The sequence below is a fragment of the Novipirellula aureliae genome (genome assembly GCF_007860185.1).
Taxonomy (GTDB): domain Bacteria; phylum Planctomycetota; class Planctomycetia; order Pirellulales; family Pirellulaceae; genus Novipirellula_A; species Novipirellula_A aureliae.
Genome location: NZ_SJPY01000001.1, coordinates 296,113 through 313,273, shown reverse-complemented (window position 1 = coordinate 313,273; position 17,161 = coordinate 296,113). Strand labels below are relative to the sequence as shown.

Annotated in this window: 13 protein-coding genes; 2 read left to right on the top strand and 11 right to left on the bottom strand. The window is 52.4% G+C overall.

Annotated elements, in window-relative coordinates; all coding sequences use genetic code 11:
- Positions 1-9: 9 nt before the first annotated feature.
- The 6 genes from Q31b_RS01270 to Q31b_RS01245 all read right to left on the bottom strand — a co-directional run bounded on the left by Q31b_RS01270 (position 10) and on the right by Q31b_RS01245 (position 5,716).
- The gene (locus tag Q31b_RS01270; protein WP_146597870.1) at positions 10-666 is read right to left on the bottom strand and encodes a DUF2764 family protein; all 657 of its coding nucleotides are present in this window, start codon (positions 664-666) and stop codon (positions 10-12) included.
- A gap of 6 nt (positions 667-672) precedes the next feature.
- Positions 673-1,368 (bottom strand): hypothetical protein, encoded by a 696-nt coding sequence (locus Q31b_RS01265; protein ID WP_146597869.1) that lies wholly within the window; start codon positions 1,366-1,368, stop codon positions 673-675.
- 3 nt (positions 1,369-1,371) lie between these two features.
- A complete protein-coding gene (locus Q31b_RS01260; RefSeq protein WP_146597868.1) occupies positions 1,372-1,836 on the bottom strand; it encodes an ATP synthase subunit C in 465 nt (154 codons plus the stop codon).
- On the bottom strand, positions 1,836-3,716 hold the full coding sequence (locus Q31b_RS01255; protein ID WP_146597867.1) for a V-type ATP synthase subunit I: 1,881 nt from the start codon (positions 3,714-3,716) through the stop codon (positions 1,836-1,838). The genes Q31b_RS01260 and Q31b_RS01255 overlap by 1 nt, the downstream gene beginning before the upstream one ends.
- A gap of 93 nt (positions 3,717-3,809) precedes the next feature.
- On the bottom strand, positions 3,810-4,400 hold the full coding sequence (locus tag Q31b_RS01250; RefSeq protein WP_146597866.1) for a V-type ATP synthase subunit D: 591 nt from the start codon (positions 4,398-4,400) through the stop codon (positions 3,810-3,812).
- A complete protein-coding gene (locus tag Q31b_RS01245; RefSeq protein WP_231617213.1) occupies positions 4,397-5,716 on the bottom strand; it encodes a V-type ATP synthase subunit B in 1,320 nt (439 codons plus the stop codon). Before Q31b_RS01245 ends, Q31b_RS01250 begins: the two co-directional genes overlap by 4 nt.
- A gap of 263 nt (positions 5,717-5,979) precedes the next feature.
- Between Q31b_RS01245 and Q31b_RS01240 the strand changes: the two genes are divergently transcribed.
- A complete protein-coding gene (locus Q31b_RS01240; protein ID WP_146597865.1) occupies positions 5,980-8,217 on the top strand; it encodes an NADP-dependent isocitrate dehydrogenase in 2,238 nt (745 codons plus the stop codon).
- 518 nt (positions 8,218-8,735) lie between these two features.
- On the opposite strand, the gene ilvE is transcribed toward Q31b_RS01240, so the two are convergent.
- The 3 genes from ilvE to Q31b_RS01225 form a co-directional block, all read right to left on the bottom strand.
- The gene (gene ilvE / locus Q31b_RS01235) at positions 8,736-9,596 is read right to left on the bottom strand and encodes a branched-chain-amino-acid transaminase (RefSeq protein WP_146597864.1); all 861 of its coding nucleotides are present in this window, start codon (positions 9,594-9,596) and stop codon (positions 8,736-8,738) included.
- A gap of 45 nt (positions 9,597-9,641) precedes the next feature.
- On the bottom strand, positions 9,642-10,481 hold the full coding sequence (locus Q31b_RS01230; protein WP_261343808.1) for an enoyl-ACP reductase FabI: 840 nt from the start codon (positions 10,479-10,481) through the stop codon (positions 9,642-9,644).
- A gap of 235 nt (positions 10,482-10,716) precedes the next feature.
- Positions 10,717-12,219: a DUF4332 domain-containing protein gene (locus Q31b_RS01225; protein ID WP_146597863.1), complete on the bottom strand. Its 1,503-nt coding sequence runs from the start codon at positions 12,217-12,219 to the stop codon at positions 10,717-10,719.
- Between the two features lie 289 nt (positions 12,220-12,508).
- Between Q31b_RS01225 and Q31b_RS01220 the strand changes: the two genes are divergently transcribed.
- Complete coding sequence (locus Q31b_RS01220; protein ID WP_146598686.1) at positions 12,509-13,600, top strand: M28 family peptidase; 1,092 nt, start codon at positions 12,509-12,511, stop codon at positions 13,598-13,600.
- A gap of 884 nt (positions 13,601-14,484) precedes the next feature.
- On the opposite strand, the gene Q31b_RS01215 is transcribed toward Q31b_RS01220, so the two are convergent.
- Positions 14,485-15,819 carry a hypothetical protein gene (locus tag Q31b_RS01215; RefSeq protein ID WP_146597862.1) on the bottom strand — a complete coding sequence of 445 codons (1,335 nt, stop codon included), beginning with the start codon at positions 15,817-15,819 and terminating at the stop codon, positions 14,485-14,487.
- Positions 15,820-15,837: 18 nt separating this feature from the next.
- Positions 15,838-17,103: a TCR/Tet family MFS transporter gene (locus tag Q31b_RS01210; protein WP_231617212.1), complete on the bottom strand. Its 1,266-nt coding sequence runs from the start codon at positions 17,101-17,103 to the stop codon at positions 15,838-15,840.
- Positions 17,104-17,161: the final 58 nt, after the last annotated feature.

Here is a 17,161-nt window from a genome sequence, read left to right as displayed (position 1 = left end):
CGCGTCTTCTTAGTTGTTGTTTGTTTCTTGTAAGATCTCATCGACAAGATGATCGAACCGTTCGCGGCCCCGATCGGCGTTTTGACTCGACCAGCGATGGAGGATTTCCCAGCGTGCGAGATAAAGAACGATCGATTCAAATGAAAAATGATATCTCTGGTTCAAGCGACTCCAAAGCCGCCATAGTTCATCAAATAGGTGCCGCTGAGCCAGTTGCGGCTGAGCGTCATCGAGAGCACGGCAAAACTTTTCTAACCAAGGCACTCGCGTAATCAATTGGAAATAGGGTTGGTTCCAATAACGTCGGATCGATTTGGAAACGGACATGTCGGGTAGCATTGGCATTGGCAATCCATCTCTTTGGCAACGGACGGCTGCGACCAAGGTTCGCATTTGAAATCGATGGTGGATCAACTTTCGGACGAGGGGATTGTGAACCTCCTTCCGCAACTGTTGATGTTTTTCGATCACCTCGGCATCACTGCGGTCGACTGGTTGCCGGTCCCAACGGAAAAAGTCAGCAAGTTGGTCAAGCACATGTCGATCTTGGTCATCCAAAAGCGACAAGCGATCCCCCAGCGTCGATGCCGTGATAGGAATCGGCCCGGCATCAAATTCGCTCGGCAGCGGTGGCAAGGAGGCCACGAACATGTAGTAAGACTTCATGCCGGGCTACCCATTGGTTGATTCTTTGGAAGACAGCTCGACAATCTTTCGAAACTTTGGAGCCAAAAATCGCATGAGGGCAGCGGTCACGGCTTCATCGGTAAAGTCGATCTCAATATTCTTCTCGGCGAGCCGAACTCGGAAACCGTCACTCACTGCACGACTCGCCCGCAACTCGACCCCTTCACGCAGCAATTGCTCGGCTTGGTTTTGGACAAACGTATCGAGTGCAGCCGACGGTTCGTCACTCACCAAAACGAGTAACTTTTTGTCTGTTTCGCTTTCTTCCCCGTTTACCGAGGCGATTGTCCGATTGGCTATCTCGCGGATCAAATCAGCCAGGAAATCGGGCTTATCGAGTTGTTTGTGAACGAGGTTAGCGATCCAACCACGGAATTCATGTTCGAGTTGTTCCTTGAAATGCAAGTTGGCATCACGACTAGCGAGTGCGAGAGCCAATTTGCCATTGTTCTTGATTTGGTCCGCTTCATGCTGAGCCTCTCGAAGGATTTTCTGAGCCTCGGCATCCGCTTTTTCGATCACCGCCTCGGCTTGTTTTTTGGCGTCGGCCAGCAAGGCTTCTGCTTGCTGTTTGCCTTCAGCGACGCCTTCGGATTTCAGCCGATCAATCAGCTCTTGTACGCCAACGGGATTGCCCGATTTCGATTGATTGGCTGCATCGGATGTTAGGGTAGACGCCATGGCTTATACGCCTCCTGTGGCTACGGGTAAACTACCAGCCAAAATCAATGCGAAGATAAATGCAAAGACAGCAAAACCTTCGACAATGGCAGCCGGCGCGGCGGACAATCCAAATACCTCTGGTTTGCTTTTTGAGGCGTGGATGGCTGAAGCACAGCATCGGCCCTGATAGACGCCGCTAAACAGCAACGCGATACCGCATGAGACACCGATCGCGAACAGCCCCGGAGCGGATTGGAGATCGACAGTGCGGTTGAGCGACAACATGACAACGATGCCATAGATGGTTTGTGAAGATGGCAGAGCCGATAAACCCACCAACCGACCGTAGCCGCTCTCAACATCTAGCATTGCACCACAAGCCGCTTGTCCGCCCGCGCTACAGCCCAGGATGCTTCCGATCGCTCCGAGTGCTAACGGTGCGTAGATCCCGATCATGCCCATCATGTTCCAAAAGGGTTCGTCCATTACTTATCTGCTTTCATTTCAAAGGCTTCAAACGGTTGTCCCTCGTCAGTAAGCGACCAACCAAAAAACTCAATACAATTCAAACGTAGTCCGTGAACGACACCACCGACGACCGCCAGCACCAAATTCAAGGTATGCCCGATCAAGAAAATCAGCAATCCCAGCAGAACACCGACGCCTTGCATCTGCGAAGCATCTTCGGCGAGTCCATTAAAAACGATGGCCAGCTGAGCACTGGCCAGCCCGAGTGCAAACAGTCGCAGGTAACTTAGCGCATCGCCAAATGCTTTCGTGACATTCGTCAATCCCATGAAACCGTCCGCGATTCGCATCAACCAATCACGGGGACTCTTCGATAGCAGCGGCCGAGTGCTAGAGAACAAGAACACCATGCCGAGTCCAATCCCCAACATCCATGCCCCCCCATTCGTCAAACCGGTTTTCCAGGCAACCGCTTCGCCACCGAACCAATTGGCGATTGGGGACATCATGTCGGGTTTGGGTAACATGGCGACGGCGATGACCCAACCGCCGAGTAGTGCCACAACCCAACCTGCGGATGAAAGTGCATGGCTGCTCCCAAACCAACGCCAGGTGACGATCACGTTGGCCAGGATCAAGTGAAAGACACCGATGGTCGCAGCGATAAACATCATCGCTTCACGATCTTGCATGATCGAAACACCGCCGCTTTTTATCACGACTCGATCGAGCAAGGTTCCCGATGGTGGCGAGAATCCGAAGTAGCTGCCAATCAAAATGCCATAGCCCATCGAAACGAAGACCATGAACGTCGCCAGTTGGCGAAATCGGCGTCCCGATTCGCTACGTCCAAGCTTCTTCGCAGCCACTGCCAATATCGCTCCGAGCACCAATCCATAACCGGCATCCGCCAAGATCATGGCAAAGAAGGCGGAAAACGAAAAGAACATGACCCACGTCGGATCCCAAGTTCGGTAGCCAGGAGTCATAAAGAACGTGACGGCACCTTCCGCACCGGCAATCGGTGCGGGGTTAGATAACAATGTCGGCGGATCATCGCTGCTACACGGCGCGTGCGACTCGAAGGCCAACGTATTTCTCCGTGCAAAGGTTTCGAGTTCGCCGATCCGACGTTTTGGCGCCCAGCCCTGCAGGGCGAAAATGGGACCTTCGACAAGCGATCGACCCCTTGCGACAATTCGCTCGTTTTCATCTTGAATCGCCACGTACTTGGACCTCAGTTGATCGAGCCAACGGGTTAAGGCGATGCGTCGGAGTTGTAGCTGTTCACGTTGTTCGCTGATTTCCAGCAAACGAGCTTGCAATTCTTCGAGCGGACGGGGATCCAGTTCCTCCGGTTCCACCGGCATGTCGGCGATTGGGGCTTCAGCGATAAATAACCAGTATTCGTTGCGTCGATCCGAGTGGATGCGATTGCCCTGCGCAAAAATACGATCCCCGTCGCGGCGTTTGATTCTTGCAACCTGTTGGTGTGTCAGGCGATAGAAGTAAAGGTGTCGTCCAGCAAGTTCGTCGGCTGTCGGTTGATGAAAGTTTCCCCAAGGTAGGGTTTGGTCAACTTTTTCGGCTACCTCTTCTTGTTCTTCGGCCAACGTCCGCGATTCAGATTGGATCTCCAATGCCTCCGCAGCGATTCGCTTCAATTCACGGTTCGTGGCTGTATTGGATGGAGCCGGCCGTTTTTCAGGCGTTTGCTCGAGGTACGCGATCGCTGCTTTCAGATCACCATGCCGATCGGATGTCGTATTCTTTGAGCCGTTCGGGGCTGCTAAGTCGACCAGATGGACACAGCCCAAGCGTTGCAGTTCGAGAACGATTGCGTCGCGGCGTTTTAACTCGCCGATCAGGGTCACGCTTTGGAGGGGAACAATGGCCACAGATGGACCTTCTCGTTGGTCATGGGGGCTAACGTAGCACCGGCTTCTAGCCTGTGTATTCTAATGAGCAGAGGCTAGAAGCCTGTGCTACGACTATCTACTCTTTGCAATCTTGCTGCGCACAACCGCTGCACGCTCTTGGTCGGACAAAAAGATATTGATTCGACGGATGTTCTCTTCAGCGCGGGGAATCAATACCTTGTCAAATAAGTTCACTCGCTGGGTGATCCGCCGCAGCGCTAACCCGAGCACCTCGGTTCGCTGCCTTGCGATTCGGACCTGTACTTTTAAGCGAACCATTTTCTGGAGCGCTTCAATCATGGAGTCGATCCAAAATGGCATGATCAGCCGCGAATAATTGGTCACTTCCATTTGGAGGTCTCCCAGTTTGGGAACGGACGTGCCGACGACATTCTCGGTTTCCACCTTGACCGCGACGACACGAACCCAGTGCGCCATCTCGCCAACATCGATCGTCGAAGCACCGACGAGAGGATAAAGCGGTTGCAGTTCTGCGCTAACCGCCTCGACTTCAGCCTCGATCACCGCGAGTTCTTCTTTCGATTCACTCCAAGCGGTTTGTAATTGCTGGCGTTTCAGTTCCAAGGATGGCAGGAAACGACGATACAATTTGACATGATCGTTTTGTCGTTTGAGTGTCGTTTTGTTGAGTGCCAGTGTCATTGTTTTGGAAAGTATCTTTTCAACAAGTTTTCGCGGACCAACAATTCTTCTGGCTCAAAACACTCGGCCATGGTTTGCCATCCTAAATCGAGTGCATCGTTGAGAGCGACCGCAACATCGATCCGCATAAACCGTTCTTTGAACAGGTCACCAAATTTTAGCAGCTTTTCGTCCATGGCTGATAGTTCGAATGCCATTTGTTGTTTTTGTTCGGCTTGGCGGGCACCCGAATAGAGCCGAATCATCGTGTTCATCACCGTCGAATGATCTTCGCGAGTCACCTTACCAATCACTTGCTGCTTCAATCGTGACAGCGAACCAAACGGGTCGATCATTCCGTCGTGCAGATAGAATTGCCCCTCGGTTATGTATCCCGTGTTATCGGGGACGGGGTGAGTGACGTCGTTACCGGGCATTGTCGTGACAGCTAACAGGGTAACGGAGCCCGCGCCCTTGTAGTCGCAGGCTCGTTCGTAGCGTGACGCCAATTGGCTGTACAAATCACCCATGTAACCGCGGTTCGAAGGGATGCGTTCCATCGCCACGCCGATTTCCTTTAATGCGTCGGCGTAAGCGGTCATGTCCGTCATCAACACCAGCACCCGTTTGTTCTGTTCAACCGCGAACCGCTCGGCTGTCTTCAACGCCATGTCGGGTGCTAGTAGCCGTTCGACGATCGGATCCGATGCACGGTTTGCGAACATAACCGTTCGCGGAAAGACGCCTTCGTTTTCAAACGTATCTCGAAAGAAATAGAACTCATCAAAGATTAGTCCCAGACCACAAAAAACGACCACATCAGCATCTGCTTGGATTGCGATTCGGGCCAACAACTCGTTGTAGGGTTCACCCGCGATTGAGAAAATCGGGATTTTTTGGCTTTCGACCAAACAATTGAAGACGTCGATCATCGGCACTTTGGTTTCGATCATCTTGGTCGGAACGACACGCATGACGGGATTCACCGAGGGACCGCCAATGTTGATCTTTCGATGCCCATTCAAATTCGGGCCACCGTCGACTGGCTCACCAACACCGTTAAACACACGGCCGAGGATTTCATCCGAAAAGGTCACCTGGGCCGAATGACCGAGGAATCTCACGCGAGCGTCGGAACGGAGTCCTTTACCGCCAGCGAAAACCTGCAGCGATACATCGTCGCGATCGATCTCCGTGACTTGCGCCAACGAGGGAATGGAATCGCCATTTTCGACCATCGCCAGCTCGCCGAGGCCTACTGCGTCGGCCTTGATTTTCAAAATGTCGCCGACGATGGAGACCACTTGAGTGTGCGACAAAAGTTCAGGGAAAGTCACAGCAAGCTATCGTTTAGAAGGAGTGCGGAAATACCAGACCGATCGATCGTTTTTTAGCGTCACAGAATCATGTGTTATCACAGCTTAGGGGGATCTGTCCAGCATATCCAGGCTTTTTTCGGCACATTCTTGCTCCGTTTTGCCGCAGGGCCCGCTGGGCACGCCGTACAACCTATGCGCGGCCCCCGTTATTGACATTTCCTGACAAAATGGCGACCCTTTGATGCTTGAGTTCACAACTTTTACCCCCCCACAGGCTGACCATGTCCGAAACGACTGCGGATCTCATCTATACCTACACTGACGAAGCACCCTGTTTGGCGACGTTTTCCCTGTTGCCAATCGTCGAAGCTTTCACCAAAACGGCTGGCGTCAAAATTGCTACCAAGGACATCTCGTTGGCTGGCCGGATATTGGCAACGTTCCCTGAGGCGGTATCCGAAAAGGACCGCTCTCTCAGCCATAACGCTTTGGCGGAACTTGGCAAATTGGTCAAACATCCCGAAGCAAATATCGTCAAGCTGCCGAACATCAGTGCTTCCATCCCGCAGTTGACCGAAGCCATCGCCGAATTGCAGGCAGCTGGCTTCTCGGTCCCCGACTATCCTGCTGATCCTAAGTCCGATTCCGAAAAAGAGGTTCGAGCCAAGTACGCTGGTGTACTCGGTAGCGCCGTCAATCCCGTTCTTCGCGAAGGCAATTCGGATCGCCGAGTCGCGGCTCCTGTCAAGAAGTACGCTCAAGCCCATCCCCATTCGATGGGTGAGTGGAGCAGCGATTCACCGACTCGCGTCGCCCACATGACGGACGGCGATTTTTACGGCAGCGAAAAATCAGCGGTCATCCCCGGTGCGGACTCACTGCAGATCACATTTGTCGATTCGACAGGCAACGAAACGGTGTTGCGTGAATCGGTCCAAGTTGACGCGGGCGAAGTGGTCGATGCATCATGCATGAGCGTGGCGAAGCTACGCCAGTTCTATGCTGCCGAAGTCAAGGCTGCCCGCGATCAAGGCGTCCTGCTGTCGCTACATCTCAAGGCGACGATGATGAAGGTGTCCGATCCTGTTTTGTTTGGCCATGCCGTTGCCGTCTATTACGCCGATGTGTTTTCCAAACATGCCGATACCTTTGCGGAACTCGACGTTGATCTCAAGAATGGGATGGGAGGTGTTGAAGCAAAACTGAAAACGTTGCCTGAAGAAAAACAGGCTGAAATCCGAGCTGACATCGATGCTGTCTATCAGCAAGGTCCTGAATTGGCGATGGTCGATTCGGATCGTGGGATCACCAATTTACATGTTCCCAGTGACGTCATCATTGATGCATCGATGCCAGCGGCGATACGCACCTCAGGCATGATGTGGGGACCAGATGGGAAACTTCATCCGATGATCGCCATGATTCCGGATCGATGCTACGCAGGTGTTTATCAACAAGTGATCGACTTTTGCAAAAAGAACGGTGCCTTCGATGTTACGAAGATGGGCTCGGTGAGCAATGTCGGGTTGATGGCGAAGAAGGCGGAAGAGTACGGATCGCACGACAAGACCTTTGAGTTGCCGCAGTCGGGAACCGTGCGTGTGACCGACTCCAAGAACAATCTCCTATTTGAACAGTCAGTGGAAAAGGGCGACGTTTGGCGAATGTGCCAAGCCAAAGATGTCGCGATTCGCGATTGGGTGAAATTGGCGGTGGAGCGAGCGCGACTGACCGGCGACCTGGCGATTTTCTGGCTCGATAACAATCGTGCCCACGATGCGAACCTGATTGCTAAAGTCGAAGCCTACTTGAAAGATCACGACACATCATCATGCGAAATTCGTATTCTCGATCCCGTTGCGGCGACGCAGGCGACTTGTGAACGAGCCAAGCAGGGACTCGATACAATCTCGGTCACCGGCAATGTCCTGCGTGATTACTTGACCGACTTGTTCCCGATTTTAGAATTGGGGACGAGTGCCAAGATGTTGTCGATCGTCCCGCTGCTTGCGGGGGGCGGTTTGTACGAAACGGGGGCCGGCGGATCGGCACCCAAGCATGTGCAACAATTTGTCAAAGAAGGCCATTTGCGTTGGGATTCACTTGGCGAATTCTTGGCATTAGCCGTTTCGCTCGACGATCTTGGGCGGAAAAAGTCGGATGCGAAAATTCAAGTGCTTGCTGAATCCCTCGATAAAGCAAATGAAATGTTTCTCACCCACAACCGATCGCCATCGCGAAAAGTGGGTGAGCTTGACACTCGCGGAAGCCATTTTTATCTGGCGATGTACTGGGCACGGGCGTTGGCTGATCAGACCAAGGATGCGGAAATCGCTAGCACGTTTAAGCCGATCGCCGATGCAATCGAACAAGACGAAAACAAGATTGTTGCCGAGCTGAATGACGCACAAGGGCACGCGGTCGATCTCGGCGGTTACTACCTGTTAGACAAAGAAAAAACAGGTCGTGCGATGCGTCCGAGCGAAACCTTCAACCAGATCCTGGCCAAGTTGGTTTAGGACAATCCCGCCACGGCGGTAGTGGATCTTGTTAAAGATCCATATGCTCGAGGATCTTTAACAAGATCCATATGCTCAAGGATCTTTAACAAGATCCATATGCTCAAGGATCTTTAACAAGATCCATATGCTCGAGGATCTTTAACAAGATCCATATGCTCAAGGATCTTTAACAAGATCCATATGCTCGAGGATCTTTAACAAGATCCATATGCTCGAGGATCTTTAACAAGATCCATATGCTCGAGGATCTTTAACAAGATCCATATGCTCGAGGATCTTTAACAAGATCCATATGCTCAAGGATCTTTAACAAGATCCATATGCTCAAGGATCTTTAACAAGATCCATATGCTCGAGGATCTTTAACAAGATCCATATGCTCAAGGATCTTTAACAAGATCCATATGCTCGAGGATCTTTAACAAGATCCATATGCTCGAGGATCTTTAACAAGATCCATATGCTCAAGGATCTTTAACAAGATCCACTACCTTTGGTTCCTGCTTGAGGGATCGTTAAGCTTGCCGGATTAGTTTTCGAAAGGCCTCGGTCAACTGCTTGGTCACTGGACCCGGTTTGCCGTCGCCGATGATGCGGTCATCGATCCGGACCGCCGGGATCACTTCGGCGGCGCTTCCGGTCAAGAAGCATTCGTCGGCGACGTAGACATCGTAGCGTGAAATCGGAACCTCACGAACCGCTATCCCTAAATCGGCTGCCAATTCTAAGACAACGTCGCGAGTGATGCCTTCAAGAATGCCTGCGTCGATTGGTGGCGTGATCAATACGCCATCACGCACCAAGAAGATGTTGTCGCCGGTACATTCGGCAACTTCGCCTTTATGGTTTAGCATCAAGGCCTCAATGCACCCTGCTTTCAAGCCTTCGATTTTGGCCATGATGTTGTTCAAATAATTGAGCGATTTGATCCGAGGGCTGAGTGCTGCAGGGTGGTTACGGATGGTTGACGCGGTCACGAGTTCGAGTCCATCTTCGTAGTATTCTTCGGGATACAGCTTGATCGTGTCGGCGATGATGATCACTTGCGGATTGCTGCATCGGAACGGGTCGAGCCCGAGAGGGCCTGCACCGCGAGTGACGATGAGCCGGATGTAGCCGTTTTCCAGATCGTTTTTTGCGACCGTCTTATTGACGTCGATTGTCATTTGATCGATCGACATTGGGATGGTCAGCGCAATCGCCTGGGCGGAATCCCACAATCGTTGGAGGTGCTCACGAAGCCGGAACACCTTGCCATGATAGATCCGCATCCCCTCGAAGACGCCGTCGCCATAAAGGAGTCCGTGGTCAAAAACGCTAACCTTGGCGTTTTCGCGGTCAAAGTACTCGCCATTAATATAGATATGTTGATTCATGTTTAGGTTGTTTCGTTGAAGAGATGTTTTTCGACGTTCTAGAGTTTAATCGATATCCTGGGCCGTGACCGCTTCGATCAGCTTGGCATCGAAATAATTTGTCTCCATCGCCGCGTCAACGACAATCGATTGGGCCGCGATGCCGCTGCTGCGAGGACTTAGCAGAAACGCGGCCGTCGACGCGACTTCCTCCGTCGAAACGGCGCGGCCACGAGGGATCACCTTTTCGGCGTATAAGTAGGAATCGACATATCCGGGAATCCCCGCTGACGCACTCGTTTTCAAGAGGCCTGCCGATACGCTGTTGAACCGCACTTCGCTAAATCGACTGAACGATTTCGTCAAGAAGGCCAACGACGATTGCAATGCTGCTTTGATTGGTGCCATAAATCCATAGCTTTCGCTGGCCATCCGAGTCGTACTGATTCCGATCGTCACGACCGACGCATTCTTTGAAAACCGATCCTTCAGAGCATTGCAGACACTGATGAGTGAATAGGCCGAGATATCTACCGCCTGCAGAAATTGCTGGCGAGTCGTTTCATGAAACGGGCGGATACCTTCGGGGTAGTCGGCGAATGCGATCGAATGAACCAATCCATCGAGGACCACGCCGCGGTCGGTCAGCACGTCCTTTAGCGAATCGATTTGCGATTGGTCCTCGACATCGCAAACAATCATTTCGGAATCGCCAAGCAGTCTTGCTAAGCTTTCCTTGCGTGATTCGCTACGCACCGTGTAAATCACTTTGGCGCCCGCTTGGCGGATCGTCTTGGAAATGGCAAAAGCAACACTCTTTTTATTGGCAACGCCCATTACCAAGATCGTCTTATTCTGCAAGCCCAAAAAGTCAAAGAGGGGTTCGGCGGAATCGTTCTCGTTCACATCAAGCCTTGTGTTATTTACTCTTTATCGATTGATTCAACAATGAAATAGGAGCAAACTTTAGCAAGCTGTCGTTTTTTCACAAGTTGCGGTGGTCGCTCGTCGTCTGTGTCAGCTCAAATTTTGGGAAGAGTCATCGCGGATGAACATTTCCAGGAAATCCAAAAAACGTTGCTCAGAACCATCCCGCAATAGCTTCCGGAACGGGATGGAAAGGCTTGCGGTTTTGACACCGTTACGCGGATCTCAAGACGGGCGATACGGCAGTATCACTTCGCAGGCTTAGTATCCATTTTCCCACTTCGGCTCGGCTTGGTGGTTTGGCATCTCTCAAGTAGCGACGACCTGATGAAGTCGCCGAGTAGCGCAAAATTTCTTGATGCAATTCACTCACATCGCTATTGGCAACATCAACGGCATTTTTACAACCAGCACCGCAAAGCATTTGAGCATCACGGACGCGAAGCCGGGGGACTTCGCACATCAACGTGGTTTGAGATTGCCATTCTTCGATTGTTTCGCGCGTGATCCAATACGTTGCTAGTAACTGAGCGACTTCGGTAGGTATCGCTTTTCGGAATTCGCCAACCGTATGGATACCGATCGCTTCAAACCGGGCTGCCGTTTTCGGACCGATGGAAGGTGCGTCGACGATCGGGTCATGGTCAGCCAAATTCCCAAGTCCCGGTTTGACGAATGGCAGAATGGCCGGTGTTGATTCTACCGCCGTTTTCGATTTCGTCGGTTCTTGAGATTGTGGCTCAATCGGTTCGACTTTCTTTTCACTCGCTTTGCGACGCTTTTCGTTCCACGCCATTTCACTTTGATGAATTTTAACGACACGATGCACGATATCGATATCGCTTGGCAAGTTGACGATCACGTCGCCTGTTTGCCGATACTCTTCAAAAAGTTTTTGGATTTTTAGTTTTTGGACTTTCGATTCGATCCTTCGCATCCACAGCCGAGTGGGCATTTTGATGGTCGACATCAATGTCGCTAGCGTCAAGGAATGTTTCGGGATTGGCGTCATCCGAATCGATTCCGCTTCCATTGCCGCCCGCTCAAGCACTCTCGCCCATCCGGTGATCGCCAGCCCAAAAAGCTCTGCTAGCATATCTCGAGTTTCCTCATCCAAGCCTGACGGTGGGTCTTTCACGCCCTCCTCCAATCGGTAGCGATCGAGCAAGAATTGGTACTTGCGATTGGCAAACCGAGCACCGTGCAGAATGGCTTCGCCCAGCCATTGTTCGCCATCGGAGAGCTGAAAGACAACTCGTAGGTCATCATTCACCCAATGTTGGAAAATCGAATGGTACGACTTCGTGATGCTCCATTCGATGGGTCGGTGTAGTACTTTTTCACGGTCGGATTGAGCCGTGTGCAGCGGTTGCAGTGGGTCGGTAAAGTAGTGGCTTAGGACGCCTGCGGCGTGGGCAGCGTCGGCAAACCGGTCGGCACGGAGGTATTTCATTAAGCGCCCATACCACGCGTGTGCGACTCGAGGAGCCCCCCCCCAATAATTGTTTTCGACGTGGACAACGTGGTTTTGGAAGTCACGAAAGCGGGTATCCGGATCTTTCGCACCAGCCAAATAGCGATCATGATGACATAGCAAAAGCGTGGTCAGACGTTTTCCGGGCTCGGTTTGTACCATCGGCAAGGCGTCAATCGCAAAGAAATGATGCGTGCTGCGACAATGGGCTGCTTTCAGAATGCTAAGCAAAGGCTTGTTCATAACTTTGGTCACAGGTGGTAGTGTTGGAGTCGAGGCATTCGCTGATTCACGCGACTTTCGGAATCGTCCAGAGGCGATACTCCAGATTTTCGGCGCGAGATTCCCAACGGCAATTGCCCCAGACTATGCCAATTTTTCCGTGATGCTGGCAAGAGTGATCGTCAGCCCCTAGGTTTGGCTGGGGGAATCGGCAAGAATATGCCTGGGCATCTTCCGTATTTCTTGCCACGATCGATGAATTTCCATGTTCGAAACCGCCACGAATTATTCCGCAAATCGGCCATCCAAGATGATCAAACAACGTAAACAAAAGGGTTCGGAGCGAAGGGATACGCAGACGACGAAAACCTCAGCGGACGCAGGTATACGGAAGTGGTTATTCCGGCTCAACCTGCTGTTTGGCGTGGTGATAGTGCTGTTTGTGGCCGCGCTCGTGACTCGCTCGTTCAATCGGTCGTCTTCCAACGCAAGTGGTGTCCCTGTGGAAAGTCCGACGGTCGGGCCAATCCCCAGCCGTTATGACGCAGATCGGGCGTTTGGATATCTAGAACAATTGTGTGCTATCGGTCGCCGTCCATCGGGCTCCGAAGGAATGCAAGAGCAACAAACGCTATTAACCAAGTTCTTTGAAGAACGGGACGCCGTCGTTTCAATGCAAACGTTTCAAATTCGCCATCCCGAAGATGGCTCAAACGTCGAGATGGCGAATCTAATTGCTCGTTGGAATCCAGAATCTGAAAAGCGATTTTTGTTTTGCGCCCACTATGATACGTTGCCATTTCCCGAGCAGGATCCCGTCAATCCGCGAGGCTATTTTGTCGGAGCGAATGACGGAGCGAGCGGGACCGCGGCACTGATGGAACTGGCGAACCAGTTCAAAGATCTTCCCGCAAACATTGGGGTCGATATCGTCTTGTTCGATGGCGAAGAATTTGTGTTTGATTCCTCTCGAGACGACTTTTTCCTGGGGTCGACGTTCTTTGCTAAAAAGTATGCCGCGACCGAGGATGTGGTTCCCTATCGGGCGGGGATTCTTCTCGACATGGTCGGCGATAAAGAACTAAAGCTTTACTACGAAAAGAACAGTTTGCGATATGCTCGCGAAGTCGCGCGAGGCGTGTGGAGTGTGGCAGCTCGGCTAGGCGTAACCGCGTTCACTCCTCGATCACGACACGAAATACTCGATGACCACTTGCCGCTCAACCAAATTGCCAAGATTCCCACGATCGACATTATCGATTTCGATTACCCGCGTCCCGGTTTCGGCGCCCCACGCTATTGGCATACCGAGCAAGACGTGCCGGCGAACTGCAGCGGAAAGTCGATGACCGCCGTCGTTTGGGTTGTCCATCAATGGCTGCTCCAAGAGGGTGCCCAGTAGTCGAGTCTCTCCGAGCCTCGAAACACGCTGCTCAGTAGACGAGTCTCTCCGAGCCTCGAAACGTGCTGCCCAGTAGTCGAGTCTCTCCGAGCCTCGAAACGCGCTGCTCAGTAGTCGAGTCTCTCCGAGCCTCGAAACGCGCTGCTCAGTAGTCGAGTCTCTCCGAGACTCGAAACACGCTGCCCAGTAGTCGAGTCTCTCCGAGCCTCGAAACACGCTGCCCAGTAGACGAGTCTCTCCGAGCCTCGAAACGCGCTGCCCAGTAGTCGAGTCTCTCCGAGCCTCGAAACGTGCTGCCCAGTAGTCGAGTCTCTCCGAGCCTCGAAACGCGCTGCTCAGTAGACGAGTCTCTCCGAGCCTCGAAACGTGCTGCTCAGTAGTCGAGTCTCTCCGAGCCTCGAAACACGCTGCCCAGTAGACGAGTCTCTCCGAGCCTCGAAACGCGCTGCCCAGTAGACGAGTCTCTCCGAGCCTCGAAACGTGCTGCCCAGTAGTCGAGTCTCTCCGAGCCTCGAAACGCGCTGCCCAGTAGTCGAGTCTCTCCGAGCCTCGAAACGTGCTGCCCAGTAGTCGAGTCTCTCCGAGCCTCGAAACGCGCTGCCCAGTAGACGAGTCTCTCCGAGCCTCGAAACGCGCTGCTCAGTAGTCGAGTCTCTCCGAGCCTCGAAACGTGCTGCCCAGTAGTCGAGTCTCTCCGAGCCTCGAAACGTGCTGCCCAGTAGACGAGTCTCTCCGAGCCTCGAAACGTGCTGCTCAGTAGACGAGTCTCTCCGAGCCTCGAAACGTGCTGCCCAGTAGTCGAGTCTCTCCGAGCCTCGAAACGCGCTGCTCAGTAGTCGAGTCTCTCCGAGCCTCGAAACGTGCTGCATCTCTCGGCCAACCGATCAACGAGTTTTGAAATTGGTGGTGGGATTCGCCAGGACACCAATAACGTTGAGTGGTTTCTGGCGAAAGAGAACACGAGGGTGACAAGCCATCGTCTCGGAGAGTCGACGCGACGCGTTTTGCCGAAACCGTTCATTGATTGCTCGTTGCCCCAACAACGATTGTACTTCTCGACGGCCCGTTCTTCGATCCGAAACACCTTTGACAAACACTCGAATCGCATCTCTTAGCTCAAACTGATTCGCCAATCGATTAGCGATCGTCAACTGATAGCGTGATTGAGGATAAATCGGAACATTCAAATGCGAGATTGACCATCGGCTCAAATCGAGTTTGTTCCAATGGTCGCCATCAACGTCACTCAAAAACGGAACGATCTCGACAGGTAGTCGATCGATTGCCGATTCATGGATCTCGATTTCCACTCGGCTGGTGTGCGGCGAATAGAGTGCCCAGGAGGTCCAATGGTCCCAATAGCCAAATCGTTCGCCCAATGGCATAACGACAGCAACGATCACGATTGCCATCGAAAATCGCGATGCGACCGGGTGAGGTCTTTGCGTTTCACCCTCAGGAGCCATTTTTTCGGAGTCCGCTTCAAGCTCTAAAGATGGGCATACAAACAAGAACCAAGCTTGCGCGACGAGAAGGACGTTCCAACATAGAACGCCCGCACTATGATCCAAGTTCCAGGGGCCGAGGATAGCCAATAACGATAGGTGCATCCCGATCGCACAAAGCCCGGCGGTACGGCGAGACCATGGAATGAGCAGGGCGATCGCAACAAGTGCTTCACTAATAGGTAAGGCATAGGCGAGTCGAACCATTGTCGGGGCGTCGAATTGATCTGCGAATCGTCCAATGCCAGGAAACCAGACAGCGTTCAAGAAATCTTGGCCGACGGTGTGGACAAATTGGAAGTCGATCTTGCCAATACCACTGTAAAGGTAGATGCTTGCTGCGATCATGACCAGCCATCGCTTTGCTTGTGCGACCGACATCGATGCGAAAACCGCAGCGTAAATTGCACTTTGGTAGGCCCACGGTTGCAGACGATGTTGGTTGAGCAGGAACGAGAAAACTAGCGAGGCTGTGATCACCCACCACATCGTTCTGGAATAACGTGAACCGAATAGAACGCTGGCACAGGCAACCAGGATTGTGATCGTGGTTAGCCACGTAGACCATTTGGCCGAGTTAGCGGGATAGGAAAATAAGGGGGCTGTCAACACCGAGTCGATGTTCGCTGGACCACCAAACCAAAGTGGATGCGAAAAGGTGATCAGCAAGAGTAGTCCTGCGGCCCAAATTCGAGGTAGCCACCATTTGCTCATGCGCGGGGCAAACCTTATTTAGCGAGTCCTGGGAAATTTTCGGAAAACCTGAACCGCGATGGCCAGCGAAATGAACACCAATACGGACCCAGCCATGAGGGGAGCTCCTGGCAAAATCACGACAGCGTTTTCACTGGTAAAATAATTGAACAAGCCTGCTGTAAAGAGTAGCGGAGCGAGCACGTTGGTTAAGCTGACGAGCGAGGTCAGAGCTCCTTGGACTTTTCCTTGATCGGATTCGTCAACCGTTTCAGCGATCAAGCTTTGAATTGCAGGTCCAGCCAAACCACCGAGTGAACCGAAGACAATAATGTAGGGGATCATCCACGACTCGCTAGCCAAGCCGTAGCCCATGAAAGCGATTGCGGAGATAAGCGTTCCAAATAACGCCACGGTTCGTTCGCCAAAGCGGCGAATGAATGGTCGCACCAATCCACCTTGCACCAAAATGGCCATCACGCCGACGAGTGCCAGCGCTTTTCCGTTGGCCGCCGCGTCCCAGCCGAATCGGTATCCGGTAAACAGCACCCAAACATTTTCAAGCCCGCGCTGAGCAAGCGATTTTGTCACAAACACGACCGCCAACGCTGTCACAAACGGATAGACTTTTAATTGACGAAGCGTGCGAAAGGGATTGCCACTCGATAAGCTGAATTCACTTCGGCTTTCAACCGGCAATGATTCGGGCAAGACAAAAAATCCGTACAACCAATTGATGAGTGCCAAAGCGGCAGCAACAAAAAAGGGCAATCGTAAATCGATACTGCCTAGCCATCCGCCCAGTGCCGGTCCGATGGTAAACCCGAGCCCGAACATCATGCCGACAAAACCGTAATTGCGAGCCCGTGTCTGTTCGGTTGAGACGTCGGCAATGTAAGCGTTCGCCGTGGTCACGCTCGCCCCCATAACGCCAGCCAACAAGCGACCTGCGAACAACCACCCGATATTGACGGCGAATCCTTGGATCAGAAAATCGATGCCTAGTCCAAATAGCGAGCCAAGGAGGACGGGACGACGTCCAAAGTGATCGGACAATGCGCCGAGAATCGGAGCAAACAAAAATTGCATCAATGCGTAAGATGCCGCAATGACGCCGACATAAAAGCTTGCTTCCGATTCGTTGCCACCGATTAATTCTTGCACCAATTCAGGTAAAACAGGAACGATGATCCCGATACCAAGAATGTCGATAAACAGCGTCAGCAGGATAAACGCGATAGCAGCTTGCCGCTCGGGACGTTCCAGGAGAGGCTTCGGTTCGGTAGCGGGTTGGGGATCGATCAAGAAGCTCTCGTTTTGAATCGCCAGTAGCGTCGAATGTCAAAACGGGGAAGTGTACACA

What these genes read in the sequence shown, in the direction of transcription:
- Q31b_RS01265 (WP_146597869.1), bottom strand. Translation starts at nt 1,368, where the DNA reads ATGGCGTCTACCCTAACATCCGATGCAGCCAATCAATCGAAATCGGGC.
- Q31b_RS01270 (WP_146597870.1), bottom strand. Translation starts at nt 666, where the DNA reads ATGAAGTCTTACTACATGTTCGTGGCCTCCTTGCCACCGCTGCCGAGC.
- Q31b_RS01215 (WP_146597862.1), bottom strand. Translation starts at nt 15,819, where the DNA reads ATGAGCAAATGGTGGCTACCTCGAATTTGGGCCGCAGGACTACTCTTG.
- Q31b_RS01250 (WP_146597866.1), bottom strand. Translation starts at nt 4,400, where the DNA reads ATGACACTGGCACTCAACAAAACGACACTCAAACGACAAAACGATCAT.
- ilvE (WP_146597864.1), bottom strand. Translation starts at nt 9,596, where the DNA reads ATGAATCAACATATCTATATTAATGGCGAGTACTTTGACCGCGAAAAC.
- Q31b_RS01220 (WP_146598686.1), top strand. Translation starts at nt 12,509, where the DNA reads ATGATCAAACAACGTAAACAAAAGGGTTCGGAGCGAAGGGATACGCAG.
- Q31b_RS01260 (WP_146597868.1), bottom strand. Translation starts at nt 1,836, where the DNA reads ATGGACGAACCCTTTTGGAACATGATGGGCATGATCGGGATCTACGCA.
- Q31b_RS01240 (WP_146597865.1), top strand. Translation starts at nt 5,980, where the DNA reads ATGTCCGAAACGACTGCGGATCTCATCTATACCTACACTGACGAAGCA.
- Q31b_RS01225 (WP_146597863.1), bottom strand. Translation starts at nt 12,219, where the DNA reads ATGAACAAGCCTTTGCTTAGCATTCTGAAAGCAGCCCATTGTCGCAGC.